Annotated in this window: 29 protein-coding genes and 1 tRNA gene; 25 read left to right on the top strand and 5 right to left on the bottom strand. The window is 39.4% G+C overall.

Annotated elements, in window-relative coordinates; genetic code table 11:
- Positions 1 to 63 precede the first annotated feature (63 nt).
- Positions 64 to 567, top strand: a complete 504-nt coding sequence (locus ACFOZY_RS03225; RefSeq protein WP_378152187.1) for a peptidoglycan recognition protein family protein — start codon at positions 64 to 66, stop codon at positions 565 to 567.
- Between the two features lie 84 nt (positions 568 to 651).
- On the opposite strand, the gene ACFOZY_RS03220 is transcribed toward ACFOZY_RS03225, so the two are convergent.
- From ACFOZY_RS03220 to ACFOZY_RS03210, 3 genes are all read right to left on the bottom strand, one after another.
- Positions 652 to 1,359, bottom strand: coding sequence for an Ltp family lipoprotein (locus ACFOZY_RS03220; protein WP_378152185.1), 708 nt, complete (start codon positions 1,357 to 1,359; stop codon positions 652 to 654).
- Between the two features lie 410 nt (positions 1,360 to 1,769).
- Entirely contained in the window at positions 1,770 to 2,963 is a 1,194-nt protein-coding gene (locus ACFOZY_RS03215) for a tyrosine-type recombinase/integrase (RefSeq protein WP_378152183.1), read from the bottom strand.
- A 1-nt stretch (position 2,964) separates the two neighbouring features.
- A complete protein-coding gene (locus ACFOZY_RS03210; RefSeq protein ID WP_378152181.1) occupies positions 2,965 to 3,534 on the bottom strand; it encodes a helix-turn-helix domain-containing protein in 570 nt (189 codons plus the stop codon).
- A 144-nt stretch (positions 3,535 to 3,678) separates the two neighbouring features.
- Between ACFOZY_RS03210 and ACFOZY_RS03205 the strand changes: the two genes are divergently transcribed.
- The 18 genes from ACFOZY_RS03205 (at position 3,679) to ACFOZY_RS03120 (ending at position 17,460) form a co-directional block, all read left to right on the top strand.
- Positions 3,679 to 3,879 (top strand): helix-turn-helix domain-containing protein, encoded by a 201-nt coding sequence (locus ACFOZY_RS03205; RefSeq protein ID WP_378152179.1) that lies wholly within the window; start codon positions 3,679 to 3,681, stop codon positions 3,877 to 3,879.
- A gap of 13 nt (positions 3,880 to 3,892) precedes the next feature.
- A complete protein-coding gene (locus tag ACFOZY_RS03200) occupies positions 3,893 to 4,018 on the top strand; it encodes a hypothetical protein (protein ID WP_378152177.1) in 126 nt (41 codons plus the stop codon).
- Positions 4,008 to 4,316: a hypothetical protein gene (locus ACFOZY_RS03195; protein ID WP_378152175.1), complete on the top strand. Its 309-nt coding sequence runs from the start codon at positions 4,008 to 4,010 to the stop codon at positions 4,314 to 4,316. Before ACFOZY_RS03200 ends, ACFOZY_RS03195 begins: the two co-directional genes overlap by 11 nt.
- Before the next feature lie 11 nt (positions 4,317 to 4,327).
- Complete coding sequence (locus ACFOZY_RS03190; RefSeq protein ID WP_378152172.1) at positions 4,328 to 4,648, top strand: hypothetical protein; 321 nt, start codon at positions 4,328 to 4,330, stop codon at positions 4,646 to 4,648.
- Positions 4,649 to 4,770: 122 nt separating this feature from the next.
- Positions 4,771 to 7,314, top strand: coding sequence for a phage NrS-1 polymerase family protein (locus ACFOZY_RS03185; protein WP_378152170.1), 2,544 nt, complete (start codon positions 4,771 to 4,773; stop codon positions 7,312 to 7,314).
- 317 nt (positions 7,315 to 7,631) lie between these two features.
- On the top strand, positions 7,632 to 8,054 hold the full coding sequence (locus ACFOZY_RS03180; protein ID WP_378152168.1) for a sigma factor-like helix-turn-helix DNA-binding protein: 423 nt from the start codon (positions 7,632 to 7,634) through the stop codon (positions 8,052 to 8,054).
- 1 nt (position 8,055) lies between these two features.
- Positions 8,056 to 8,304 (top strand): hypothetical protein, encoded by a 249-nt coding sequence (locus ACFOZY_RS03175; protein WP_378152166.1) that lies wholly within the window; start codon positions 8,056 to 8,058, stop codon positions 8,302 to 8,304.
- Positions 8,305 to 8,325: 21 nt separating this feature from the next.
- Positions 8,326 to 8,985: a hypothetical protein gene (locus ACFOZY_RS03170; protein ID WP_378152164.1), complete on the top strand. Its 660-nt coding sequence runs from the start codon at positions 8,326 to 8,328 to the stop codon at positions 8,983 to 8,985.
- A 136-nt stretch (positions 8,986 to 9,121) separates the two neighbouring features.
- Positions 9,122 to 9,457, top strand: coding sequence for an HNH endonuclease (locus ACFOZY_RS03165; protein ID WP_378152162.1), 336 nt, complete (start codon positions 9,122 to 9,124; stop codon positions 9,455 to 9,457).
- A gap of 188 nt (positions 9,458 to 9,645) precedes the next feature.
- Positions 9,646 to 10,293, top strand: a complete 648-nt coding sequence (locus tag ACFOZY_RS03160) for a hypothetical protein (RefSeq protein ID WP_378152160.1) — start codon at positions 9,646 to 9,648, stop codon at positions 10,291 to 10,293.
- Entirely contained in the window at positions 10,293 to 10,760 is a 468-nt protein-coding gene (locus tag ACFOZY_RS03155) for a hypothetical protein (protein ID WP_378152158.1), read from the top strand. Before ACFOZY_RS03160 ends, ACFOZY_RS03155 begins: the two co-directional genes overlap by 1 nt.
- Positions 10,761 to 10,774: 14 nt before the next feature.
- Complete coding sequence (locus ACFOZY_RS03150) at positions 10,775 to 10,990, top strand: hypothetical protein (protein WP_378152156.1); 216 nt, start codon at positions 10,775 to 10,777, stop codon at positions 10,988 to 10,990.
- A gap of 57 nt (positions 10,991 to 11,047) precedes the next feature.
- Positions 11,048 to 13,939, top strand: a complete 2,892-nt coding sequence (locus ACFOZY_RS03145; RefSeq protein WP_378152154.1) for a phage tail tape measure protein — start codon at positions 11,048 to 11,050, stop codon at positions 13,937 to 13,939.
- Positions 13,936 to 14,679, top strand: a complete 744-nt coding sequence (locus ACFOZY_RS03140; protein WP_378152152.1) for a hypothetical protein — start codon at positions 13,936 to 13,938, stop codon at positions 14,677 to 14,679. Before ACFOZY_RS03145 ends, ACFOZY_RS03140 begins: the two co-directional genes overlap by 4 nt.
- A gap of 311 nt (positions 14,680 to 14,990) precedes the next feature.
- Positions 14,991 to 16,262 (top strand): FtsK/SpoIIIE domain-containing protein, encoded by a 1,272-nt coding sequence (locus ACFOZY_RS03135; protein WP_378152150.1) that lies wholly within the window; start codon positions 14,991 to 14,993, stop codon positions 16,260 to 16,262.
- Positions 16,195 to 16,782, top strand: a complete 588-nt coding sequence (locus tag ACFOZY_RS03130; protein WP_378152148.1) for a replication-relaxation family protein — start codon at positions 16,195 to 16,197, stop codon at positions 16,780 to 16,782. The genes ACFOZY_RS03135 and ACFOZY_RS03130 overlap by 68 nt, the downstream gene beginning before the upstream one ends.
- A gap of 14 nt (positions 16,783 to 16,796) precedes the next feature.
- On the top strand, positions 16,797 to 16,937 hold the full coding sequence (locus tag ACFOZY_RS03125) for a hypothetical protein (protein ID WP_378152146.1): 141 nt from the start codon (positions 16,797 to 16,799) through the stop codon (positions 16,935 to 16,937).
- A 13-nt stretch (positions 16,938 to 16,950) separates the two neighbouring features.
- Positions 16,951 to 17,460 carry a hypothetical protein gene (locus ACFOZY_RS03120; protein WP_378152144.1) on the top strand — a complete coding sequence of 170 codons (510 nt, stop codon included), beginning with the start codon at positions 16,951 to 16,953 and terminating at the stop codon, positions 17,458 to 17,460.
- Positions 17,461 to 17,588: 128 nt separating this feature from the next.
- On the opposite strand, the gene ACFOZY_RS03115 is transcribed toward ACFOZY_RS03120, so the two are convergent.
- Positions 17,589 to 17,661: transfer RNA gene (locus tag ACFOZY_RS03115), tRNA-Val, on the bottom strand.
- Positions 17,662 to 17,752: 91 nt separating this feature from the next.
- Between ACFOZY_RS03115 and ACFOZY_RS03110 the strand changes: the two genes are divergently transcribed.
- Entirely contained in the window at positions 17,753 to 18,595 is an 843-nt protein-coding gene (locus tag ACFOZY_RS03110; protein WP_378152142.1) for a DNA-3-methyladenine glycosylase family protein, read from the top strand.
- 49 nt (positions 18,596 to 18,644) lie between these two features.
- Entirely contained in the window at positions 18,645 to 19,922 is a 1,278-nt protein-coding gene (locus tag ACFOZY_RS03105) for an MDR family MFS transporter (RefSeq protein WP_378152140.1), read from the top strand.
- A 61-nt stretch (positions 19,923 to 19,983) separates the two neighbouring features.
- Here the strand turns inward: ACFOZY_RS03105 and ACFOZY_RS03100 are convergent, their stop codons facing one another.
- Positions 19,984 to 20,136, bottom strand: coding sequence for a hypothetical protein (locus tag ACFOZY_RS03100; protein ID WP_378152138.1), 153 nt, complete (start codon positions 20,134 to 20,136; stop codon positions 19,984 to 19,986).
- Positions 20,137 to 20,491: 355 nt separating this feature from the next.
- Between ACFOZY_RS03100 and ACFOZY_RS03095 the strand changes: the two genes are divergently transcribed.
- The 4 genes from ACFOZY_RS03095 to ACFOZY_RS03080 all read left to right on the top strand — a co-directional run bounded on the left by ACFOZY_RS03095 (position 20,492) and on the right by ACFOZY_RS03080 (position 23,121).
- Positions 20,492 to 20,716: a hypothetical protein gene (locus ACFOZY_RS03095; RefSeq protein WP_378152136.1), complete on the top strand. Its 225-nt coding sequence runs from the start codon at positions 20,492 to 20,494 to the stop codon at positions 20,714 to 20,716.
- Complete coding sequence (locus ACFOZY_RS03090; RefSeq protein WP_378152134.1) at positions 20,713 to 20,985, top strand: spore coat protein CotJB; 273 nt, start codon at positions 20,713 to 20,715, stop codon at positions 20,983 to 20,985. The genes ACFOZY_RS03095 and ACFOZY_RS03090 overlap by 4 nt, the downstream gene beginning before the upstream one ends.
- Positions 20,986 to 21,001: 16 nt before the next feature.
- Positions 21,002 to 21,571 (top strand): manganese catalase family protein, encoded by a 570-nt coding sequence (locus ACFOZY_RS03085; protein ID WP_378152132.1) that lies wholly within the window; start codon positions 21,002 to 21,004, stop codon positions 21,569 to 21,571.
- A gap of 161 nt (positions 21,572 to 21,732) precedes the next feature.
- Positions 21,733 to 23,121, top strand: a complete 1,389-nt coding sequence (locus ACFOZY_RS03080; RefSeq protein WP_378152130.1) for an aldehyde dehydrogenase — start codon at positions 21,733 to 21,735, stop codon at positions 23,119 to 23,121.
- Positions 23,122 to 23,166 lie beyond the last annotated feature (45 nt).

Raw genomic sequence — 23,166 nt, 5'->3', positions numbered from 1 at the left:
CAATATAAGTGGAAAAATCCACTGAATAGAAAACTATAAATAATGAATTTCAGCAACTAATGATTGCCCAGTAATTTTACACAAGATTATGGACTTGACTTTCAACTTTGCTACGATCCTGAAGAAATTACAAACGGTGTTGGTAATCACAACTCCTACACATATCATATTTGTGTAGTAGGTAACGGTTCCTTTACTGCAGCTCAAGAGGAAGCATTTGAAGAACGTTGTAAACTGGCTATGAAACGATTGAATATTCCTGTGGAAAGAGTTTTAGGTCACAAGGAGTTTAAAGGTGCGAGTACTTCATGCCCGGGAATTGACATGAATTTGGTTCGAAACAGACTGAAAAAATCGCTAAATGAAGTTAAGACGGCTCAAAAGGAGGAACCGAAAATGCCTGAATACAAAAAAGATGCAGCACCTTCTAAGTCGCTGGCCAAGGAATTCAATGCTACAGTTGAATTAAAAATTACTGATGGCACCTATCCACAACGACCAGTGATGCGAGAAGAAGCTGCTGTAATGGCATATCGCGCCTATGAGAAAGCGATGAATAATAAGTAATCTTCAGCCCTGCTCTTCAAATTGGGGGCTTTTTTGGTAAAACAACAAACCGCCAACCCTTAATAGGGAAGGCGGTTTACATGTTTATAAATTGTCAATCGCGTATTGAGCTTCTTCCGGAGTGAATTTTTCCCCGTACTCCGAAATTAATTGATCATAAATAGCTGAATCTGACATGTTCATCATTTCTGCATATGATTGCGCCTTTTTTAAGGCATTATCTTTCCAATCCCATTCAAGGTTATCCATAGCATATTGAGCAGCTTCAGGAGGAAAATTCTCTCCATACTCTGAAGTCAACTGATCGTATATACCCGCTTTTGACATATGCATCATTTCAGCATAAGTTTCTGCCTTTGCCAAAGCGGCTCTATGTTCCCTTGGAACACTTTCTTCTGCCGCCTTAGCTGCAGCTTCAGCTTCTTCCTTCGCTTTTTGCTCTGCCTCGGCTTTAGCTTTAGCCTCGGCCTCTTCTTTAGCCTTAGCTTCCGCAGCTGCTTTTTCCTCAGCTTCTTTCGCTTCACGCGCAGCCTTTTCTTCTGGAGTTTCTTCCTTTTGAATGTTAGGTGCACTCGTCTCTACTAAATCCTTGTCAGCAACTTCGCTTGTATCAGCGGTTGCTCCAACCACAATAAATGAAACTATCATTACCGCAAATGATATTCCTGCTATCTTTAATCTCTTCATCGCAACCGGTTTTTGTTTCTTAATGAATGAAACTATCATTAGAACGACAAAAACAGCAGACGCGAAGAAAGCTATGAGTGCAAGAAATAAAAATAAGATATCCATTACTTACCTCCTATGTAGAATGTATCACCATCATACAATAATTTGGAAAGGTATGGATATATAAATTATCGACATGGTTCGACAGAAATTTATTATATAAAAGATTAAACTGAAAGACGTTTGGACAACTTTTGGACAACTTCAACGAAAATAATAACAAAAAGGATGCCCAATCATCTGGACATCCTCTCTTGAAACCCTTATGTACCAAGGATTCACGCTTTATGATTCCGACTGGGCTCGAACCAGCGACCTCTACCCTGTCAAGGTAGCAAGTAGTGTTTTTTATTTTATCATTTGTTATGTTAAATGTTGATATATCAACGTTTCACCATATTCGTTTATCTTTTGTTATAACCTTTTATATTAGTTTTTAATATATTTTAACATCAAATTCACATCAAATCACATCATTGAGTTTTGCTTTTGAATAAACCTTCAAAAGTATTCGCAGCTGCACGATCAGCAGACTTCAATACATGCCCGTATGTTCCCATAGTCACATTTGTGTTGGCATGTCCTAAACGTTCAGAAATAACCTTTGCATGAATCCCCTGTGCTATAAGAAGTGTAGCTGATGTATGTCTCATATCGTGCAACTTAATATACCGTACGTTAGCTCTCTTTGTGAACTTCCTCCACCAATTACCTGGCGTATCTGGATAAAAGTGTGTACCGTCTAAATTGCAGAACAGCCACTCTCTTTCTTCCTCAACCCACAAATCTCCAACTTTAAGTTTTTCCTTCACCCAATGGATTCTGTATTCCTTTAATTCTTCCATAACTGACTGAGGCAACGAAACAACCCGGTAAGATGCTTTTGATTTAGGTCCCTTGATTATCGGCCCATTTTTGCCCTTTACTATTGACTGTGAAATTTCAATTTGGTTATTTTGGAAATCTACTTTGGACCATTCAAGTCCTAAATTTTCACCCCGTCTTATTCCAGCCACAATAGCGAGAGTGACGAATATTCTCCAATGAATAGGCTCATTTTGTACTGCCTCTAACAATGCTGCTACTTCCTCAGGTTCATACACGTTCAATTCCTTCACGGTTGTTTTATCTTTATTCTTTGGTTTTGAAACACCCTCCATAGGATTAGTGGGTATAACATTCCACATTTTTGCATGCTTGAATACGTTCTTAAGTGTTTTGTATATATCCTCTTTTGAGTAATAGGAAAGTTCCCCTTCTTTACCATCTTTACGTTTGAGGTTTGATAGCAAATCTAAAAGGAGTAGGGAAGTTATTTGCTCCATGTTGTAGTGTGCCAGCACAGGAAGAACGTGATTCTCCAATCGATTTACATGACCAAGATAGGCAGTGTCTGACAGTTCCTTATCAGCATATTTGGACTTCCATTGTTCAACAAATGTTGCAAAAGTCATTTTGGAAGGTGCGACATAGGAACCCGACAGAATTTCCTGTTTAAACTTCAAATATTCATGTTCAACATGTTCTTTTAGCTTTTTAGGAGATAACTTCAACGTTGGATCAACTGTGTAGGTTTTAGTTTTCCTCTGGTATTTACCATCAGCACCCCTGCCGGCATACACAGTGAAGAAATATGAACCTTCTCCACGTTGTTGGATGTTGGCCATGCTAATCCTCCTTTTTAAGTTTATCCTTATCGAATACTTGTCGAATGTTTTCGTGAAATTGTTGTTGTTCCATGAATTTTTTCTCTATTTCTTCTTCTGGCGGATAATTTTCTTCTTTACCTTCAAACATTGCATCTAATATTTTATATATTGTTTTTTTGTCTTCGTCGCTTAGCTCATATTTCTTGAAATATAATTTCTTCTTATACTTTAAAACTTCATCTAATTCAGGATATTCTTCTCTTCTGAATTCCTCTATAAGGAAGTGTTGAATTTGAAGTTCGTTATCCAAGTCTCTTTCCTCGGGGGTCTTGCTTTCTTCATAGGCTTGAAGTTCTTTTCTAAGAGCTATCTCTTCAGCTGTGTAATAACCCGCTTTTTCAGCCATTTCAAATTGATCTAATTCAAGGGCTTTCGCCAACTTATTAATAATCGGTATAGAAGCTTTCCTTTTTCCTGTTTCTATTTGCGATAAGTATGGCTGAGATACTGATGAAGCATTTGCAAGCTCGGAAACCGTTAAACCAGCCTTTATTCTCTCTTCTTTAAGGTATTCTCCAAATCCGTCCAATTAATATTCCTCCTTTTTTCTTTAATAATAAATTTTATTTAATGCAATTGCAATATTATCTATTGCAAAAGAAATAATTGGATGCTATATTATTGCTAAAGCAATATTTATTGCAAAAGCAATATAGAAAGGGAGGTTAAAAAAATGTCTACTAATGTAGAAAAAAGGATCGTTTTAACTGTTAAGGAAGTAGCTGAAATGCTTGGTGTATCGAATACAACAATCTACACGATGGTGCGTTTGGGAGAAATTCCTCATGCAAAGGCACGTAACAAAATTCTCTTCCATCGTGAAACAGTTGAACACTGGTTAATAAACCAACATCAGCAAGCATTACAAGCATAAGGAGGAAGGAGCTATGACGGACTTTGGAAATTTAGTTGTCTTCATCCCAGTTTTTGCAGTAGTCGGTTTTATGCTTGGTGGTCTTTGGAATGACATATCAAAAGAAAATAAAAGGGAGGAAATTAATCATGGCAATTAAAACAGCAGCATTCATAGTTGAGGAAAAGATGTGTGAAATCGGTATGGAGGTTGAAAATCTTCAGGGGGCAGAAATGTTGTTATCACAAATTATTGAAGAAATGCGTAATCAACCGGAAATCGAGGCTCATAGCGTTCGTCATGGCGTAACACAGATTAAATTGGGGGCATTACGCACTTTAATAAGAGACTCAATTAACAACGTTCATTCTGCAAAGTTGGAAATGTCTAAAGAGTTCTCTCCTGTTTTTGATTTTGTGGTCAAAAATGCTGAAGAAAAAGAAACAGTAGAAGTATAGGAGGGGTGACAGTGGATATTAAGAAAACTATTTTGAATATCGAAAATGCAATTGTGGATATCAATGTGGATCTTGACATTTTAAAAAGTGCGAACATGATGCTGGAAGAGTTTCAAATGGAACTTGGTGAGGTTCTAAGCTTCTCCAAAAACAAAAATGAAAGCATGAAAGTTCAATCGAAGTTGGAAGTTCTACTATTTGCCTTGGATAGGAAATTGAAAGATGTCTCCTTGGCACATTCAGACCTTCAAACAGAATTTCGTAAATTAAGTAAGCATCTTGATAAAAGCGAAAAAAAGCCTCAACCGCAGGAGAACGGTCAAGGCAAATGACAATTAAAAATATACAGATAAAACTTATACCAATAGTATAAGCGAAAACACAAGGAGAATCAACAGGCGGCTGCCTGTCTTAACCACGGTTCTTATATAAGAGAAAGGAGGCAGCCAATTGAATGGCCATTCTTGATTTAAAGCAAGTAACTGAACCAATATTCGAAAACATTCCAGAAGACTTACAGACCTATCCGCAGTTCACCCTGTGGAAGTCTGAGGCGAAATACAACAAACAGAAGAACCGAACGGAATACTCAAAAAGGCCATGTGATATAAGCGGTAACTTCATTAACTGGAAAGATTCGCAAAACCTTCTTCCATTTCAGGTGGTACAGGAAGCTTATGAAAAAGGTGGATTTAACGGAATTGGTTTTGTTTTAACGGATAATGACCCGTTTGTATGTATCGACTTAGATGCAGAGAGTATCGATGAAATTCCAGAAGACAAAATGAGTTTGGTCAACGTTTCTTATACAGAGAAAAGTCCATCCGGCAATGGGTTGCATATTTGGCTAAAAGGAAAGAAACCGGACTGGATAGGTACCAAACAAAATGGCATTGAGTTTTTCGGTTCTAATCGTTTTGTAACGGTGACAGGCGATGTTTATAGCTGGCTTGATATTGAAAAAAATCAAAATTTCATTGATTACGTATCAAATAAGTATTTTCCAAAAGAACAGAAAGATCCTGAAGTAATTAGCATTAATTCAGAAAACAAAAGCCATCTAACGGACAAAGAAGTTCTTTCCATAATGTTTAAAGCGAAAAATGGAGAGAAGATAAAAAGGTTATTTGAAGGTGATATTTCGGAATATGCTTATGATTTATCGAGTGCCGACTTAGCGCTATGTGGTCATTTTGCTTTCTATACCAACAATGACCATGAACAGATGGATAGACTATACAGAATGTCTGCACTATACCAAATGTCAAAAAAAATAAGCAATGACGGCACGAGAAAATGGGATAGGGAAGATTACCGGGTCCGCACTTTCAATAAAGCGTATTGTCCAAAGCCATGGAAACCAAGCGAACAGCATAATCAATCAGAAATAATTCCAAAGCCTTTCTTAGTTCAAAATGGTGCTCTTTTCAAATTAAAAACTGTGAAAGTCGATGGAGAATTACAGGAAGAAAAAGTGATTGTTTGTAGACAAGCTCCCTACATTTCTAAGTCATTCGAGAACTTTGAACGATCACAGGTTTTTTATGAAATACAGTGGAATGATCGAGGACGGCCATATAAGGAAATTGTTCCTGCCGGCAGTTTAGCAGTTAAGAAAGATTTGTTGAAATTAGCTGATTACGGACTTGCTGTAAATGACAACAACGCAAAGGACCTGATCCAATATTTTGATAGGTTCCTAACATTTAATGAGATTAATAGGAGCAACATGGTTGAACGTATTGGACATGTAAAGAAAGCCTTTATTCACCCTTTGGTGTCACAGGAAGTTGAAATATTACCGCCTGACATAGGAGAAAAGCAACTACTGGAAGCATTCACTGTGAGGGGAACGGTTGATAGTTGGAAGAATGAAGTATTTGACATTGTTAAGGACCATCCAAAGGCGGCATTCATGGTCATGGCTTCTTTTGCATCAATCATACTAAAAGATCTTCATTTGACTCCCATCATTGTAGATTTAAGCGGCAGTACATCACAAGGGAAGACAACAGCCTTAAGAGCAGCTTCATCTGTTTGGGGGGATCATAACCTTGTATCTGAATGGAATGCAACAAAGACAAGCATTGAAAGAAAAGCTGCATTTCTTAACAGTTTCCCCTTAATTTTAGACGACACACGAAAAGCGGATGAGAGGGTTTTGCAATCCATCATTTACGGATTCAGTGGAGGGCGAAGTAAAGGACGGGGAACTACATCAGGTAGTCAAAGGGAGTTTACTTGGAACAATATCATGCTTACGACTGGAGAAGTAAACCTTTCTGAATATGCCGAACGAGCAGGTGGAGCCGCAGCACGTATTATCCAGTTGACGGATCAACCATTTAATAATCCGGACTTTAAATTATTTTCAAAGATTTATAAGGCAATCGAAAACAACCATGGAGCAATTGGCATCGAATTCATCAAACTGTGGCAGGAACGGAAGGAAAATGAACTTAAACGTTTTGATAAGTTAAGAGATTTCTTTCAAGAAAAAGCAAACGGTAATGAAGTGCTTCAACGTTTAGCCATACATTATGCGGCCGTTGTATTCACTGGAAATGTAGTTAATGAGTTTTTTAACTTAGGCTTTGACATTAGATTGTTCTACCACTTATTCACTGAGATTGCGCTTGAAAATGAAGCGACGGACAAGCCAATGGAAATGATGAAAGCGGTATTAATGGACTTGGATTCAAATAGAAGTTCGATCTATTACACTCAAGAGCCTTTCGGTATGACAAAGGCAGTTTATAGAGATGGTGTCTTATATCTTACTCCTGCCTATCTGAAAGAATTTTTAAAGGCTGAAGTGCATTTGATCCGCAGGGAATGGCGAAAACGTGGAATAACTTCCGAATTTGAAGCGAAGGGCAAAAAAGTCGATTACAAGCAACTTTTCCATAATGGAAGAAACCTTCAAGTGATTCCGGTTAATCATCAATTAGTCGAGGAATTAGGATTCGATTTCAAAAAGCGTGAAAGGAACACATAGGAAACATAGGAAATTAAGATTCTAAAATTAAAAAATTCCTATGTTACAAAACCCTTATGTATCAACGGTTTATAAGTCTTTATAGGAATTATAGGAAATATAGGAAGTAAAAAAACATATATGCATGAAAGAATGTCTTGTACTCCTTCATGTAGCTATATATACACCCTATATAAAAAAACATCCTATTTTTCCTATATTTGTAGAGAATACAGTAATACCAAGGTTTGAACTACATAGGAAAATTCCTAACATCTCAAAATTTTTCCTATGAATTTAGGTTTTTTCCTATAATTCTGTGAAAGTAGGTGAATTCATTGCAATGGCTGCAGCAGTATTTGAAGTTAGATGAAGAAATATCCGCATTAGAATTTGAAATAAAAAATCACCAACTCGACTTAACTCGATGGCAAGAAGGTGGCGATTTGTTTAAACAGAATTCAATAGACGTTGTGAAGCGAAATCAACAAATCGTGGAAGAAAGCATTAAATTTTTGAAGAAGATACTGGCTGGCAAACGGGAATTTAAAGAGGGATTGTTGGAGAGAATCAACCATTTCAAAGGCTTGGATAATCAAATCCTAAGAATGAAGTATATCGAAGGAAAGACCTTAGAACAGATAGCTACTGAACTTAATTTCAGTCTCAGTCATATCAGTAAAAGACACGCAGAACTTACAAGAATGGACAGAATTGCTGAAGGCTTTTTAGAAGAAATCAAAAGGAAACGGAGGGCTTGAGATGGGAAGAAAGAAAGGCATTGCCGTACTGTTGGCGGAACCCTATAAAGCGAGGAATGGAACGTTTCACATGAAAGCGTGGTGCCCTAACTGTGTAAGATATCACGATCATGGAGGAATGGATCAAGGGCATGTTGTTGCTCATTGCTTGGAGGGAGCATATAAAGCAACAGGATATTATCTCAAAATCGACATGGACAAGCCTGAGAACGTTGAACTACTGAAGCAATACAAGGCAAGTAAAAACTAATCGGAAAGCGTGGTGGTAACGATGCAGCAACTGGATGAACTTATTAACGAAGTGGAAACAGCAGAAGAGATCCTTAAGAAAAACCTTTGGCAAGTACGTTATTTGGCCAATGCATTATCCAGAGCTATCCGATTGGAAAAACTCAGGGCAGAGTTTTATCAAGAACTCTATGAAAATATCAGAATTCCGTCTGTTAGTTACCATCACGACTTTACCAGCATGGTATCAGCTTCAACGGAAATGCAGGCAATTAAAATCATTAATGCAAAGGAACGGTATGACCGAAAAGTGAGGAAGGAATATGAACTCAACTTTCGATGGGAGCAATTACTTTCATTAGTAAATGAACAGGAACGAATCATCATGATTCGATATTTCAGAAAGAAGAAGTCTGTTAATCCAGAAGTCATTTCCTCCATTCTACATAAAGTCAAAGACTATCTAAGAGAGGAAGAACTTCGATTAGAGGAAGAACGAACAGCAATGTCTTCCAAAGAGTTTAGAAGATACAAGGACATTCATCCGGAAAACTTCAAAAAGAAAAAGGATCCGAACGAAGGGAAGCATCATGTTTCTATTGGTGGCCGTTTTGTTTACCTAACGGATGAAGAATTTGAGGAACATAAACGGAACCAGGAGGAGCGAAGAAAGCTATTGAGTTTGTGGGATAGGCGAGGGTGATACACTGTGGCAGGCTTAGTCAATCGAGGAAAGAATCATAATCTCATGTTGCAGATTGAAAGGCAGAAGAAGAGAATCAAACGATTGGAAGCAGAGATACTGGCTGAGAACAAAAGGAAGAAAAGGAGGGAGGCGGTTGAGCGAATACAGGACTCAGGAACAGAAGCGAAAGTTTTATGACAGTGGCAAATGGAGACGACTCCGAACTGTGGCCATGGAACGATGCAACAATGAGTGCCAGAGATGCAGGAGGAATGGATTAGTCACCATTGATACTAATGAATTCAGTGAGAAAGCGAAACGGAAAAAGATACAACTTGTAGTTCATCACATCAAGGAACTGGAAGATCATCCGGAGTTAGCACTGGATATCGATAACTTAGAAGTACTTTGTGTGAGTTGTCATAACGAAATCCATGGAAGAGTCTTCGAAAGAAAGGAAAATCGGTGGGCATCGGATGAAATGTGGTAAAAAAGTCCCCCCGCCGAAATAATTTCAACGATATTTCTTTCTCTACCCACCGGTGGAGGGTATCTACTGTCTAAAATTTTACGATTTTTATTTCTCGCATAGGGGGGGAGGGGTATGTAATTCCACTAATAGCAATAGCTGACCAAGTATTTTAACCAATAAAAAACATTAGAAAAGAGGATGAAAACATGAAATCAGTAGCGTTAATCAATGAAAAAAGATATTTTGTGGAATCTGAAAAAGTTATTCAAATTGTGAAGGAACGACAGGAAGAAGTACACCGTTCATTATCAACTGAACAAAAGTTGCAAATCGCAAAAAAGTCACTGGAAAAAGCAAGTTCACGAGAAATCTTCGACAGCATTAATAACACGATAAAAGATCTTGAATATGAAATTAAATTCGGAAGTGATTTCATACCTGCCATTCCAGAAGAACATCAAAGTAAAGTAGCGTTTAATCGTGTACACGAAGAAGAACAGATTGATTTGGAAATAGCTACACAAAAAGAGTTGCTTCTTGAAATCATAAATGGATTAGAAGAGCCGTTAATGAATGTTTTAACAAACATTGAAAAATTAGAAGCTCGTAAGTTGATTGGAAAGAAGATTGATATTTTATTAGATCAGAAAATAACAATAGATCCTCGTATTGATAATCCGTTTTATCATGCAGATGGTTTAGCTTTTTCGGGAGAAAAGTCAAACTCTAAAGAAGCTCGTGAAAAAGGTGCGAAATTATTCAAGGCATTAAAGAAAATAGCAACGGAACCAGTGAAGACGAACGGATTACAAAAGCCGTCAATTCTTCAAAAAATGTTAGGAGGTATTAAATAATGAACCATTATGAATTAGAAGTGGCAAAGATAGAGAATCGTACTCCTTTGTTTTATTATCCATACAGCGTGGAATTAAAATCCGATTTCGCCAGAGAAATGTTAGCAGTTCATTTTAGGGATAAGTTTAAAAGAGGACCTGTACGTCCTGTCACTCAACAAGACTTGGCATTGGTTAACGATGAAAATATGAAGACAGTATCAGGTAAGATTGATTTCCATTACAACGATCCAAAGGAAACAGAAGGTACACGAATTGGCATCGTAAAAGCTTTGGCACGTGAAGCGTTAGGTAACAATGGGATTGATGCTTTTAGACAGTTAGCAAAGAATGTAAAAACCTACGGTGCATTCCTGATAGAAGGTAAGGATTTTGAAATTATTGTTGGTGAACGTGTGGATATTGAACAACCGAAAAAATTAACTTTTGATGATTTACCTGACTTGATGGGAATTAATGAAGCTTAAAGGGGGTGAGGATTATGGATAAGTCAGTCATTCAGCAGGAAGTACTCAGGACAATGTTAAAGAATGGATATGACATTAGAGGAGCTTATGGTGTTATTCCAGAGGAAATTATAAGCAAAGTCAAAAGAGAATATCAAAACAGGCTAATGGAGGGATACAACAAAAAAGTAAACTCCATAAATGCCAAACAAACGAAGAGTAATATTACCAGAGCATTACTTAACGTGTAAAAAGGAGATGGCCGTTTAAATACGGCCTTTCTTTATAAAAAAAGGATGGTGGGAAAGATGGCAGAAAACGAAGTAGGCAGTTTAAGAGTTGGTCTATCTCTTGATTCAGCAAATTTTGAACAGTCTTTAGCAAGTGTGGACAGAAACGTCAAAGCATTAGGTCAAGAAATGGCGATTGTCCGGGCGAAAGGTAAAGACTGGGGAAACTCGTTAGATGGACTTGGTACTAAGCAAAAAACGTTATCCACACTACTTGAGTCTCAAGATGTAAAAGTAAGAAAACTGAATGAAGCCTATCAGAAAGCTGTGGAGGAACAAGGAGCGAATTCAGCAGCAGCTGAAAACTTAGCAATCAAATTAAATAAAGCACAAGCAGAATATGCCCGAACTGAAACCGAATTAAAAGATGTTACTGCAGCATTGAAACTTCAAGAAGTTGAAGCGAATAAAACTGAAAGTGCGTGGGATCGATTAAGTAAGTCGATGGACAAGAATGGAGATAAGCTTCAGGCTTTCGGTGATAAAGCTAAAACTGTAGGTACTGGACTTTCAGCTGGTTTAACGGCTCCAATTTTAGCTGTAGGCGCAGCAGGTTTAGCGGCTTTTGGTGAAGTGGATGAAGCAATGGACACCATTATCACAAAGACCGGAGCAACTGGAGACGCAATTGACGGATTGGAGAAAAACTTTCAAACGGTTGCAAGTAGAGTGCCTAACGATTTAGCGCAAGTTGGTGAAGCAATCGGTGAAGTGAATACACAGTTCGGCTTTCTTGGTAAGGAATTAGAAGATAACTCACAACTGATGCTTCAGTTTTCCGACATTAACGGTTCAGATGTTACCCAATCATCCATCAAAGCCAAACAAGCTATTCAAGCCTATGGCATGGCGAATAAGGACTTAGGACAAGTATTAGATGCCGTAACAAAAACAGCGCAAGATACAGGTCAATCCGTGGACTTCCTATTCGATAAAGCTGTTGAAGGTGCTCCACAGATTAAAGCATTAGGTTTGTCATTCGCACAAGGTACGGCATTAATCGGTAGCTTTGAAAAAGCCGGGGTTGATTCTTCTGCAGCACTATCCAGTCTAAGCAGGGCGCAAGTGGTATTTGCTAAAGACGGTAAGACGATGGAAAAAGGTCTAAAAGACACTATGAAGGCGATTGAAGGTGCTAAAGATGAAACAGAAGCTTTGAATGTAGCTACTGAAGTATTCGGCACTAAAGGCGCTGTCAGAATGGTTGATGCCATCAAGAGAGGTACCATAAACCTTGGGGACTTTGCCGATGCAGGAGAAAAGGCTACTGGAACTGTAAAACGTACTTTTGAAGATACTGTGGATCCAATCGATGAAGCGAAGATTGCTTTGAATAACGCTAAGCTTGCTATGGGTGAAGTAGGGGATGCGGTACAGGTTGCATTGCTTCCGTTTTTAAAAGAAGCGACTACTGTACTTAAAGACCTCACAGGAAGGTTCCAAGATTTAGAGCCTGAAACACAACAGAACATTGTAAAGTTTGCAGGGTTAGCGGCGGCAATCGGTCCAGCAGTTTTAGCAGGCGGTCATATGGCAAGTGGTTTAGGAGCCATTATGAAATCAGCAGGACCATTAATAGGTGTCTTAGGTAATGGAGGACTTGCAGGAACATTAACGGCTTTAACTGGTCCTGTAGGGTTAACTGTGGCTGGTGTAGGAGCCCTAACTGTGGCAGTAGGTGCAGGAGTTACTGCATACAAGGAAGCAAACGAAATCAATTTGGAAGTTTTAGAGACGAAGCAGAAGGAAATCGAGGAAAATGACAAACTCATTGAAAGCTTCGATTCTTTAAAATCTAAGAATCAATTAAGCAATGACCAGATGTTAAGATACTTAGATATTCAAAGGGAACTTGCTCAGACCAAGGCACCAGAGAAAGTGGCTGCATTAAAAGATGAACAGGATAGACTTCTTCAAAAATCTACTTTGACCAATGAGCAGATGGATGAATTCTTGGAACTCAATCAGAAAGTAATTGATAAGGCTCCCGACACTGTGAAAGCCATTAGTTCTCATGGTGAGGCTTATGCAACTAATACACAGGCACTTAAAGAATTAAATGTTGAGAAAGCCAAAGAACTTGAAAACTCAGCACGAGAGACTTTGATTAAGGGACTGGAACAGGAAAACAGACTTAAACAGAAGCAAAATGAACTAAACTCACAAATAATAGAAAAAGAGAAGCAGATTACAGAACAAAATCAACTTACAGAACAACTTAAGTATGAGATTGGAAAGCATGAAGCTAACATTCTCGACTTAGAAAAGCAAAAGCACGGTGCAAATGCTGAAGAATTAATCCAGTTAGATAGCAAGATTCGTAGAGAGCAAGATATCTTGATGGAAAAGAGCAATCAGAAGCTAAGAGCTGAAGAGTTGATTGTCACTTACGGAAAACAACAAGATAAGCGGATGGAGATCAATAAGACAATAGATCAAGAGTTGGCTAAGTTAGAACAAGCTCAATTCAAGTATGAGGAAATCATTCTTGCACAGGTCGGCATCAATGCTGAAAAAGGTAAAGGTGGAGAACAACTTAGCGAAGAACTTGAGAAATTAGAATTACAGAAAACAAAACTTAGTGAATTGTTATCATCCGGACAAATCAATACTGCTGAATATCAGAACCAGAATGAAAAGATCGATACGCAAATTGGAAAACTGGAAAATGCACAGGACGAACTTAGATTAATTAATGATATTGCCGGGGAAGAGATATTCAAAGACATTAATTATCAAGAAAAACCTAATGGCTTCGTGGATAGGATGAATGAAGAACTTAGACGACCGATAACAAAAACAGTAAGCATTCGTTACAACAACATGAACGGACCTCAAGACATAGATGCGTTTGCAGTCCCTACAAAAACAGTGCCAGGTGGAATAGTAATGTTAGGTGAAGAGTTATGAGCTTAGTCATTGGAATGGCATACAGAGATGAGTTTGTTTTGGTCTCTAATGACTCGAAAGTAACATATCAATATTATGAACCAGAAACATTTGAACCGATTCAAGATAGCATTCAGGAAACCGGGTTAAAACACGAAAAAGTATTTAGGCTAACTAATAAGGTTTTAATCTCTACAACTGGCTATTTGCTTGCAGGGGATCTCATTAAAAAAGAAATGGCTAAACGTATCTATCCGGAAAGTGATTTGGAGGATTGTGCGAATAGACTACAAATACTAATTTACGAATTAAAGAATGGTCTTGTAAAAGGATTAACTGAGGAAGAACAAGATATCATCCGATTTATAAAAGGCAGAGCCTTCACTTGTAATTTGTTTGGTTTCTTCCAAAATGGCTTAACTGGAATGGTTGATTATAACCAGCTTACTTGGAATGTAGACATAATAGCAGCGTCATTAGGAGAGGGATACCCTTTAATTCTTCAAAGTCCGGATCCAGAGAACGACAGGGCAAACTATTATAAGGTACTTTCCTTGGCAAAAGAGGAACAGACAGTGGAGAATTTTATGAGTCGTCTTGCTACTGTTCATGCTTACCTTAGTTCAATTCATAAAGGAGTATCATCAGATTGCAGTTTTCACCTTCTCTATAGGGATGGAAATGAAATTAGATACATTACCCCCACTGTGGAGACAAAAGATTTTTATGAACAATTAGGACTAACTGAAGATGTAAAGTGATGAAAAAGGGGGCTTTGTCCTCCTTTTTTTTGTTTTTTTATTGTCATAAGACTACCTCACTTAGAATATACCTGAGTATATACCTACTTGGAAGAAGACCAGGAACAACTAAAAAACCGCTGTAAACAGTCGTGGATTAGCTGTCAGGTACATTCCTCTTATGAGCAACTATTTATTCCATAAATACCTAAAGGAAGGTGGCGTTGTGTGGTAACTAAATCGCTTTGAAATTTGATAGGAGATGTTTTTAATTTTTCTTTTTCAAAATAAAAAAATAAAAAATAATAAATCGATAGGGAAGGGGAAGATGAATGATTCTTGAAGTCGGCTCAACAATTGTAATGGCCGGAATTGCAGGATGGGCTTATTTAAAACAAAACGGACCAGCAACAAACGATGCCGAAAAGATTCAACGGATTTTCGCTAACACAGGAATGATGGTGAAGGAACAAGGAAAGACAAAAACGATCCGTCTACAGAAGAAACGAACTGTGGAGGGAGGAACGGAATACGTTTACCAATTACCACTTGGTATGTCTTCCAAACAGGTACAAGAAGCTAAGCATGTATTGGAGGATGGTTTGAATGTTCGACATGAGTATTTGGAGTTTAATCCATCCGATCTAAAGAACATCAGGTGGAATGAAAATGTATTTCCACAGATTAAGCAAATGATTGAGCCAAAAAAGAGCAAGAAAGAAATTGATATCGACTTTGACGGCATGTTAAAAATTCGAGTGTACAATGAACCATTATCGGATTACCTACAATGGAATGACTCATATTTCTCCACTGGATGGCGTGTGCCGGTTGGAGAGAACCGTAAAGGATTTATCTATCATGACTTCGCTAAAACACCTCACATCATCGTAGCAGGGACGACAGGCTTCGGAAAATCACAATATCTGAAGATGCTTGTTACTTCTCTTATCACCCAACAGCCGAACTATGTACATCTATCCTTAATCGATTTAAAGGGCGGTACAGCGTTCCAAAGGTTCTCTAATATGCAACAGGTCGAATACTACGGTAGAAACCCTGTAGAGGCCCGCCAAATCCTTCAAACAGTCCAACAGAATATGAATACCATGCTTGAAAAGATAGTTGAAAGTGGTTTCGAGGATACAAGGGAAGCGGGCATAAAGGACCGACACTTCATCATTGTAGATGAAGCTGCTGATATGGCACAGGATGGTATTTGCATGGACATTGTGGCAGATATTGCTCGAAGGGGAAGGGGAGCAGGTTATCACCTAATCTACTGTACTCAATATCCGACAAACGAAACCATACCTTCACAGGTTAGACCAAACATCGGAGCAAGAGTGTGCTTCAAACTTAAAACTAACATTCAATCAAGGGCAGTTCTGGACGAAGGAGGGGCTGAGGATCTTCCGGAGATTCGAGGGCGCGCCATATACCAACTCAATAAAAATATAATCGTTCAAACACCATACATGACAAATGACGAAATCAGTGACCTAATCGCACCATTTATGAGAAAGGGTGGTCCACATGAACAAACAATCGTTAGCAAAACAAAATCGAATCGACAGCATTCTCTTGAGTTTGAAGAAGCTTGATTATTTAACTCGTTCACAGATTCAGCAGCTACATGATCTAAAAAGTGTCCGGAATGCAAATAGGATATTGAAAGATATGTCTCAATATCTTTCTTCCTTCACAGTAGGTGTAGAGCATGTCTATTATCTAAACAAAGAAGGTCGGGAAAGAGTTAGAAGTGATGTGGAACGTAGAAAGACAGCGAATATTAAACACTTCATTTTGAGGAATCAACTGTACATCTACCTTAAATGTCCGGAGACATGGAAAAATGAAGTCAAGATGAAAGCCGGGGAAACCTATATTGTTTGTGATGCAAAGTTCATGATGAATAACATTCCAGCAATTGTGGAAGTTGATTGTTCTCAAACAATGGCTAAAAATGAAGAGAAAATTGAGAAGTACAGAAAGATTAAAGAACTTACTGGGCAACCCTTTAACCTCATTTGGATAACAGAGTTAGAGAGTCGTAGAGAAAGCCTCAGAGAGCTTATGGAAGGTCTCACAGGACGTGTTTATACATTGAATGATATTAGATAAGGAAGGATGGAGAAATGGCTAAGACGGCTATTAAAAAGGCTAAGAAGAGACCTGCACCAAAGAGGAAGAAACGGAAATTGGATATGGATAAAGTCGCAAAGGGTATCGGCATTGGTTTGACTGTTTATAAAGCATATAAGCAAGCAAAACGATAAGGGGGAAAACAACATGACGACAATCCGTATTGAAGATTATATGGCAAGGTCTTATCTGGATGATCTAAAGGAGAAATATGAACCGAAACCAAAAGAAAAGAAGCCAGTAACAACGAAACTCGCTGCACTCGCTTCCATTCCGATTGTAGGTAATTTGATTACTGAAACCGCCGTCGCAAGTGGTTATTCATCAAGCACCTACTTTTCAAGTCCATCATATGCAAGTACCACTCAGGTAATGCCAGGAGGCTTTTACGAAGAGCAGATGATTGCTGTTAGTGGTCCGATTTCTGATGCTGTAAAACAGAAAATTATTTCTGCATTCGATCCGCTTGTTGATTTGATTATTGCTCTTTCATTACCTGTGGCAGGAGTAATGTTGGCAGGTGGAGCATTAATGATTATGGTGGGGTTGAAAGATAATGGATTCAAACTGATCATGAATGCTGGACTTGGATATGTGCTTGTGCAAATGTCACCACTTTTCATTGATTTGTTGGCAGGTGTAGGAGCAGCTATCTAAACAATTACCATCTTTTGCAATGGCTTGTCTTACATTTTAACATCAAATTAACATCAATATAGAAAAAAGCACCCTCCATTTAAGAAGAATGCTTTCCACAAACCCTTGTGTATCAAGGGTTTTTCTTATGATTCCGACTGGGCTCGAACCAGCGACCTCTACCCTGTCAAGGTAGCGCTCTCCCAGCTGAGCTACGGAATCGAATATCTGGGACAAGTTCTATTATATCGAGAATAAGTGCAAAGTCAATGCTATAATTTAAAAAAGTTCGCTGAATCTGGGGGAGAGAAGAATGGAAAGAGTTGAGTTATCGTTCCCGTACGATTTTGATAGAGTGTTGGATCGGCTGTCGCTGGATCCTTTACATGCTGTTGATAAAGAGAGGAAAGAAGTCAGGGTTCCTTTGCCTGGCTATAAGGTAGCGACCGTGCAAGGGAAGGGGTCTATGGAGAGTCCCGTATTCGAAATTAACGGGATAGATTCGCCGGAAGAATTCCAGCACATTCAGGAAATCTTCCATTTCAACCGCTCTTTAGAGCCCATTAATGACCACTTCCAACAAACTAATCTCGCAGAAATCTTCAAGGAACATAGAGGGACGCCGATTGTGCGAGAGTTCAATCTCTATGGTTCGCTCGCAAAAAGCATTATCCATCAGCAATTAAATCTCAAATTTGCACATACATTAACTACGCGGTTTGTTCACTCCTTCGGACACCAGGTTGACGGAGTTTGGTTCTATCCAGAACCGGAACGGGTAGCGGAGCTAACGCCAGAAACCCTCCGTGAGATGCAGTTCAGTACACGAAAGGCGGAATATGTCATTGGATTATCGAAGGCGGTCGCAGAAGGAGAGCTTGACCTCCATTCACTTTCATTGCTCGATGACGATGAAGTGATCCGTACGCTCACTCATTACCGGGGCGTCGGTCCATGGACTGCGCAGAATTTCCTTCTTTTCGGTTTAGGAAGGCCTAATTTGTTCCCGATTGCAGATATCGGGCTTCAGAATGCACTTAAAAAACTTTGGAGATTGGATGATAAGCCGAAAGCTGAAGATATGGCTGCCCACTTCCCACAATGGACACCATTCATGAGCTATGCATCACTTTATTTGTGGAGAAGCATTGAGTAAGCAATATTCACAATGATAAGATAAGAGAAAAACATCATTGGGGTATAACATGAGAATAAAAGATTGGGATCGTAGTTTGAAAGCAAGGTTAATAGGAGAAGCATTCATGAATATAACATTCTGGATGTTCTTCCCGTTCCTTGCGATTTATTTTGCCGATGAGTTCGGAAAGACGGCTGCAGGCATGTTAATGATTATTTCACAAGTCTTCTCGGTAGCCGCCAATTTAGTCGGCGGTTATTGTGCAGACCGGTTTGGGCGACGGACGATGATGGTTTTTGCAGCGGCAGGGCAGGGAATATCCTTCCTTCTATTTGCAATCGGGAATTCACCGTTCCTTGAATCGCCTATGCTGGCATTCATCGGATTTACGTTGGCGGGTGTCTTCGGCTCGTTTTACTGGCCGGCAAGTCAGGCGGTTGTGGCAGACTTAGTTCCGGAGGAGCATCGGAGTGGGGTATTTGCCGTTTTCTATACGTCAACAAATATTGCTGTTGTCATCGGACCGATTTTAGGGGGGATTTTCTTCTTCCAGCATCGTTTCGGTTTGATTTTATTCGGTTCTGCAGTGTGCCTGCTTCTGTCTTGGATTCTATATAAGTTTACAAAAGAATCATTGGCTGCTGAGACTATGCAGGTCATGAAGGAGAAATCGAGTGGAATTATAGGAGCAGTTAAGATGCAATTGAAAGAATACGGGATTATTATGCAAGACAAGTTGTTCTTGCTGTTTATCTTCGCTGGAGTTTTAATAGCTCAAACTTTTATGCAGCTGGATCTTCTCCTGCCAGTATATATGTCTGAAGTGATCGACAGACAATCATTAGGTACATTTTTCGGCAAAGAACTAATCATCACAGGGGAAAAGGCATTCAGTTTCATCATTTCTGAAAATGGATTAATTGTGGCTCTTTTGACGGTTTCACTAACAAAATGGGTAACAAGATTCAAAGAAAAGAATGTATTTTTCACTTCCTCCATTTTGTATGCAATTTCGATGGTCATCTTCGGTTTATTCGGACATTTTTATATATTTGTCATTGCGATGTTCCTCTTCACATTGGGTGAGTTGATCGTAACGGGGATCCAACAAAGTTTCATTTCGAAATTGGCGCCTGAGGATAAGCGGGGACAGTATTTTGCTGCTGCGAGTTTGCGGTATACGATTGGGAGAATGATTGCACCTCTTTCTATACCGATGACAGCTTGGTTCGGTTTTTTCTGGACGTTCATGATCATTGCCTTGCTCGCGGTAATTAGTGCAATCCTTTACCGGGTGATTTTCAACATTTTTGAACAAAAAAATGCAGCTTCCTCTTCTTTATAAGGGGGAGCTGCTTTTCATATGTAACCTCTTTTGTATAAGCGGCCGGCAACTGTCATCCGCATCACTGTGTCTGTGGAACCTCCGTAAGTTCCTCATCCTCTTCGAAATAGAGGAAGTTTTCCTGTTCAAGTTCAGTTAAACGTTCCTTATTGATCCCTAATGACAGGCTTCCTGTAAAGATTGTTTCCCACCAACTATTGTCTGTTTTCATCATGGTTCATTTCCTCCTGTTCTAAATTGAGTGTACTCTTCTATACCCAACATTTCTATATTTAATTCGGAAATAACTGGTAATCCCTTCTTTACTTGAAATGATCAATTTCGGAAAGTGGGCGGAAACAGTTGCCGGAACAGGGTTTTTCCCGATGATTTATGCAATATTAAGTTTTTGTTTCAAAATTCACGGATTCTTTTTGTCTCACCGAGTACTTTTAAGTATGTCCGTTCCATTTGAAAATCATGTATAGAAAAAATAAAAAAATAAAATTCTTCTATTTTAAATATTTCAAAAGAACTCATGAAGCCGTGTCATGAGTGAACTGCCTACATAATATAAGCACAGAGGAGTGATGACAATACGACAGTCCGTATTTCGGGGTTATTATTATCCATATAATTCCGGATTGAATCCGTGTCCACCAATGGTCGTTAAAAAATATGTCCTGCCTCCGCCACTATTCTATACGTTCCAGCCGGCGGGAGCTAAGCAGTTCTCACCTGAAGCTGCTCTCATGCATGGAACTCTCTGGCCAATGTTCGTAGATGGCTTTTCCAAGGAGGAAGGCATCTCATGACGACCGGAATTTCCCAACAACAGTTTGAGATGCTTAATGCAGTGCAGATTGCCGATTTCGAGGTTGTGGAATGGCAGCTGTATTTAGATACCCATCCGAATGACTTAGAAGCATTGACTAAGTGGAGAGAAGCGACGAAATGGGCAAAGCATGTGCGCCATGAATATGAACAGCAATTCGGTCCACTGAATATGCATTCCGTCCCTTCGAAAGAATTACTGGAAGCTGGATGGCGCTGGAGTCAGCCACCTTGGCCATGGCAGATTTAAGGGAGGAGACGATCCTATGTGGACATATGATAAAAAATTGCAATATCCAGTGAAAGTTAGCCAATGTAACCCGCGATTGGCGAAATATTTAATCGAGCAATATGGTGGTGCCGATGGGGAGCTTGCAGCGGCCCTTCGTTATTTGAATCAAAGGTACACCATTCCTGATAAGGTTGTCGGCTTACTAACGGATATCGGGACAGAAGAGTTTGCTCATTTGGAAATGATCGCAACGATGGTTTACAAGCTGACAAAAGATGCGACCCCTGATCAACTGGTCGCGGCAGGGCTTGGGGAGCACTTCGTTAACCACGGCCATGCGTTGTTCTATCATAATGCGGCAGGCGCACCTTGGACAGCAACCTATATTCAGGCAAAGGGAGACCCGATTGCAGACTTATATGAGGATATCGCAGCGGAGGAAAAAGCGAGAGCGACATATCAATGGCTGATTGATATTTCCGATGATCCAGATATTAATGATTCTTTACGCTTCTTGCGCGAACGTGAAAATATCCATTCGATGAGGTTCCGGGAAGCAGTTGAAATGATTAAAGAAGATCGTAATCAAAAGAAGATTTTCTAATTTCAACGCAAAATTCCACTTTGTAATGGCTAAATAGATCATGCCATTTAAAGTGTTTACTATACACTGCCCGGAAAGTTCCGGGCAGTCTATTTTATAGTCAATGTTTTGCAAACAGTTGAATATGACACTAAAATATACCGTAGAAGGGGAGTGAATCCATGAATTTTACGGAAAAAGATGTTGCCGTTATGTTGGACAAGCAAAAGAGGTTTTATTACACAGGTGTAACGAAAAGCTCCGATTTTCGGAAGGAACGGCTTCTTCGTTTGAAAGAAACCATTAAAATATATGAAGCTGAAATTCTTCAGGCGTTGTGGAAGGACTTGCGCAAAAGTGAGTTCGAAGCATACGTAACGGAAGTTGGTTTCGTTTTAGATAGTATCGATACTATGGTTCGGAATTTAGATGACTGGATGAAAATAGAACAGGTTAAAACGCCGATTCACTTACAACCGGCGAAGAGTTTCATCGTGCGTGAGCCGTATGGTTCGGTTCTAATTATTGCTCCTTTCAACTATCCATTCCAACTTGTTATGGAGCCGCTAATCGGTGCAATCGCAGGGGGCAATTGTGCGATAGTAAAACCGTCTGAAATGGCTGTCCATACGAGTGCAGTCATTAGAAAAATGCTTTCATCAACATTTGAACCAGAATATGTACGAGTTGTAGAGGGAGAAAAAGAAGAAACGACAGTCCTGATCCATGCACCGTTTGACTATATTTTCTTTACGGGAAGTGTCAGCGTCGGCAAGGTGATCATGAGGGCTGCATCCGAGCGTTTGACGCCACTGACGCTGGAACTTGGAGGAAAAAGTCCAGCTATCGTCGATCAGACGGCGAATATTCAACGGGCGGCTGAACGGATTGCCTGGGGCAAGTTCACAAATGCTGGGCAGACATGTGTTGCACCTGATTACGTCCTTGTGCATCATTCTGTAAGGGACAAATTCCTGAAAAAATTAACCCGGACAATCGAAGACTTCTATGGCCACGATACACAAGCAAGTCCGGATTTTGTTCGCATCATTAATGAACGCCATTTCGATCGCCTTGAGGGAATTCTACGTAAAGAGCAGAATAACATCGTCTTTGGCGGCAGGACCGATCGGAATGATTTGTTTATCGAGCCGACTATTTTAGATGGCATCGGATGGGACAACCCGTCAATGGAAGATGAAATCTTTGGACCGATTTTACCGATTATGACATACGACAATTTAGGCGAGATTGTTCACCAAATCCGTCAGCGTCCAAAACCGCTGGCTGCATATATGTTCACCGAGAACCAAAAGGCTGAGAACTTCTTTCTGAACGAATTACCATTCGGAGGAGGCTGCATCAATGACACCATTTCTCATGTCGGCAATGTAAACTTGCCTTTTGGTGGAGTCGGGAATTCCGGATTAAATGCCTACCATGGCAAATACAGCTTTGAATCGTTCACTCACGCGAAATCGATTATGAAAAAGAATACTACGATCCCATTAAAGATTGCGTACCCGCCATATAAAAATAAAATCAAGTTAGTTCGGTCAATGTTTAACTAACGAAAAGAAAGAGATCAAGATTAGCCAAAGAGGCAAATCTTGATC

This window comes from Chungangia koreensis, assembly GCF_042651785.1.
GTDB lineage: Bacteria > Bacillota > Bacilli > Bacillales_A > Planococcaceae > Chungangia > Chungangia koreensis.
This window is presented reverse-complemented; position numbering and strand designations above follow the sequence as displayed.

Bases quoted from the DNA above. Each gene is read 5' to 3' on its own strand.
- ACFOZY_RS03220 (WP_378152185.1), bottom strand. From the start codon at position 1,359: ATGGATATCTTATTTTTATTTCTTGCACTCATAGCTTTCTTCGCGTCT.
- ACFOZY_RS03215 (WP_378152183.1), bottom strand. From the start codon at position 2,963: ATGGCCAACATCCAACAACGTGGAGAAGGTTCATATTTCTTCACTGTG.
- ACFOZY_RS03205 (WP_378152179.1), top strand. From the start codon at position 3,679: ATGTCTACTAATGTAGAAAAAAGGATCGTTTTAACTGTTAAGGAAGTA.
- ACFOZY_RS03200 (WP_378152177.1), top strand. From the start codon at position 3,893: ATGACGGACTTTGGAAATTTAGTTGTCTTCATCCCAGTTTTTGCAGTA.
- ACFOZY_RS03195 (WP_378152175.1), top strand. From the start codon at position 4,008: ATGGCAATTAAAACAGCAGCATTCATAGTTGAGGAAAAGATGTGTGAA.
- ACFOZY_RS03185 (WP_378152170.1), top strand. From the start codon at position 4,771: ATGGCCATTCTTGATTTAAAGCAAGTAACTGAACCAATATTCGAAAAC.
- ACFOZY_RS03175 (WP_378152166.1), top strand. From the start codon at position 8,056: ATGGGAAGAAAGAAAGGCATTGCCGTACTGTTGGCGGAACCCTATAAA.
- ACFOZY_RS03170 (WP_378152164.1), top strand. From the start codon at position 8,326: ATGCAGCAACTGGATGAACTTATTAACGAAGTGGAAACAGCAGAAGAG.
- ACFOZY_RS03160 (WP_378152160.1), top strand. From the start codon at position 9,646: ATGAAATCAGTAGCGTTAATCAATGAAAAAAGATATTTTGTGGAATCT.
- ACFOZY_RS03155 (WP_378152158.1), top strand. From the start codon at position 10,293: ATGAACCATTATGAATTAGAAGTGGCAAAGATAGAGAATCGTACTCCT.
- ACFOZY_RS03150 (WP_378152156.1), top strand. From the start codon at position 10,775: ATGGATAAGTCAGTCATTCAGCAGGAAGTACTCAGGACAATGTTAAAG.
- ACFOZY_RS03145 (WP_378152154.1), top strand. From the start codon at position 11,048: ATGGCAGAAAACGAAGTAGGCAGTTTAAGAGTTGGTCTATCTCTTGAT.
- ACFOZY_RS03140 (WP_378152152.1), top strand. From the start codon at position 13,936: ATGAGCTTAGTCATTGGAATGGCATACAGAGATGAGTTTGTTTTGGTC.
- ACFOZY_RS03135 (WP_378152150.1), top strand. From the start codon at position 14,991: ATGATTCTTGAAGTCGGCTCAACAATTGTAATGGCCGGAATTGCAGGA.
- ACFOZY_RS03130 (WP_378152148.1), top strand. From the start codon at position 16,195: ATGAACAAACAATCGTTAGCAAAACAAAATCGAATCGACAGCATTCTC.
- ACFOZY_RS03125 (WP_378152146.1), top strand. From the start codon at position 16,797: ATGGCTAAGACGGCTATTAAAAAGGCTAAGAAGAGACCTGCACCAAAG.
- ACFOZY_RS03120 (WP_378152144.1), top strand. From the start codon at position 16,951: ATGACGACAATCCGTATTGAAGATTATATGGCAAGGTCTTATCTGGAT.
- ACFOZY_RS03110 (WP_378152142.1), top strand. From the start codon at position 17,753: ATGGAAAGAGTTGAGTTATCGTTCCCGTACGATTTTGATAGAGTGTTG.
- ACFOZY_RS03105 (WP_378152140.1), top strand. From the start codon at position 18,645: ATGAGAATAAAAGATTGGGATCGTAGTTTGAAAGCAAGGTTAATAGGA.
- ACFOZY_RS03100 (WP_378152138.1), bottom strand. From the start codon at position 20,136: ATGATGAAAACAGACAATAGTTGGTGGGAAACAATCTTTACAGGAAGC.
- ACFOZY_RS03095 (WP_378152136.1), top strand. From the start codon at position 20,492: ATGACAATACGACAGTCCGTATTTCGGGGTTATTATTATCCATATAAT.
- ACFOZY_RS03090 (WP_378152134.1), top strand. From the start codon at position 20,713: ATGACGACCGGAATTTCCCAACAACAGTTTGAGATGCTTAATGCAGTG.
- ACFOZY_RS03085 (WP_378152132.1), top strand. From the start codon at position 21,002: ATGTGGACATATGATAAAAAATTGCAATATCCAGTGAAAGTTAGCCAA.
- ACFOZY_RS03080 (WP_378152130.1), top strand. From the start codon at position 21,733: ATGAATTTTACGGAAAAAGATGTTGCCGTTATGTTGGACAAGCAAAAG.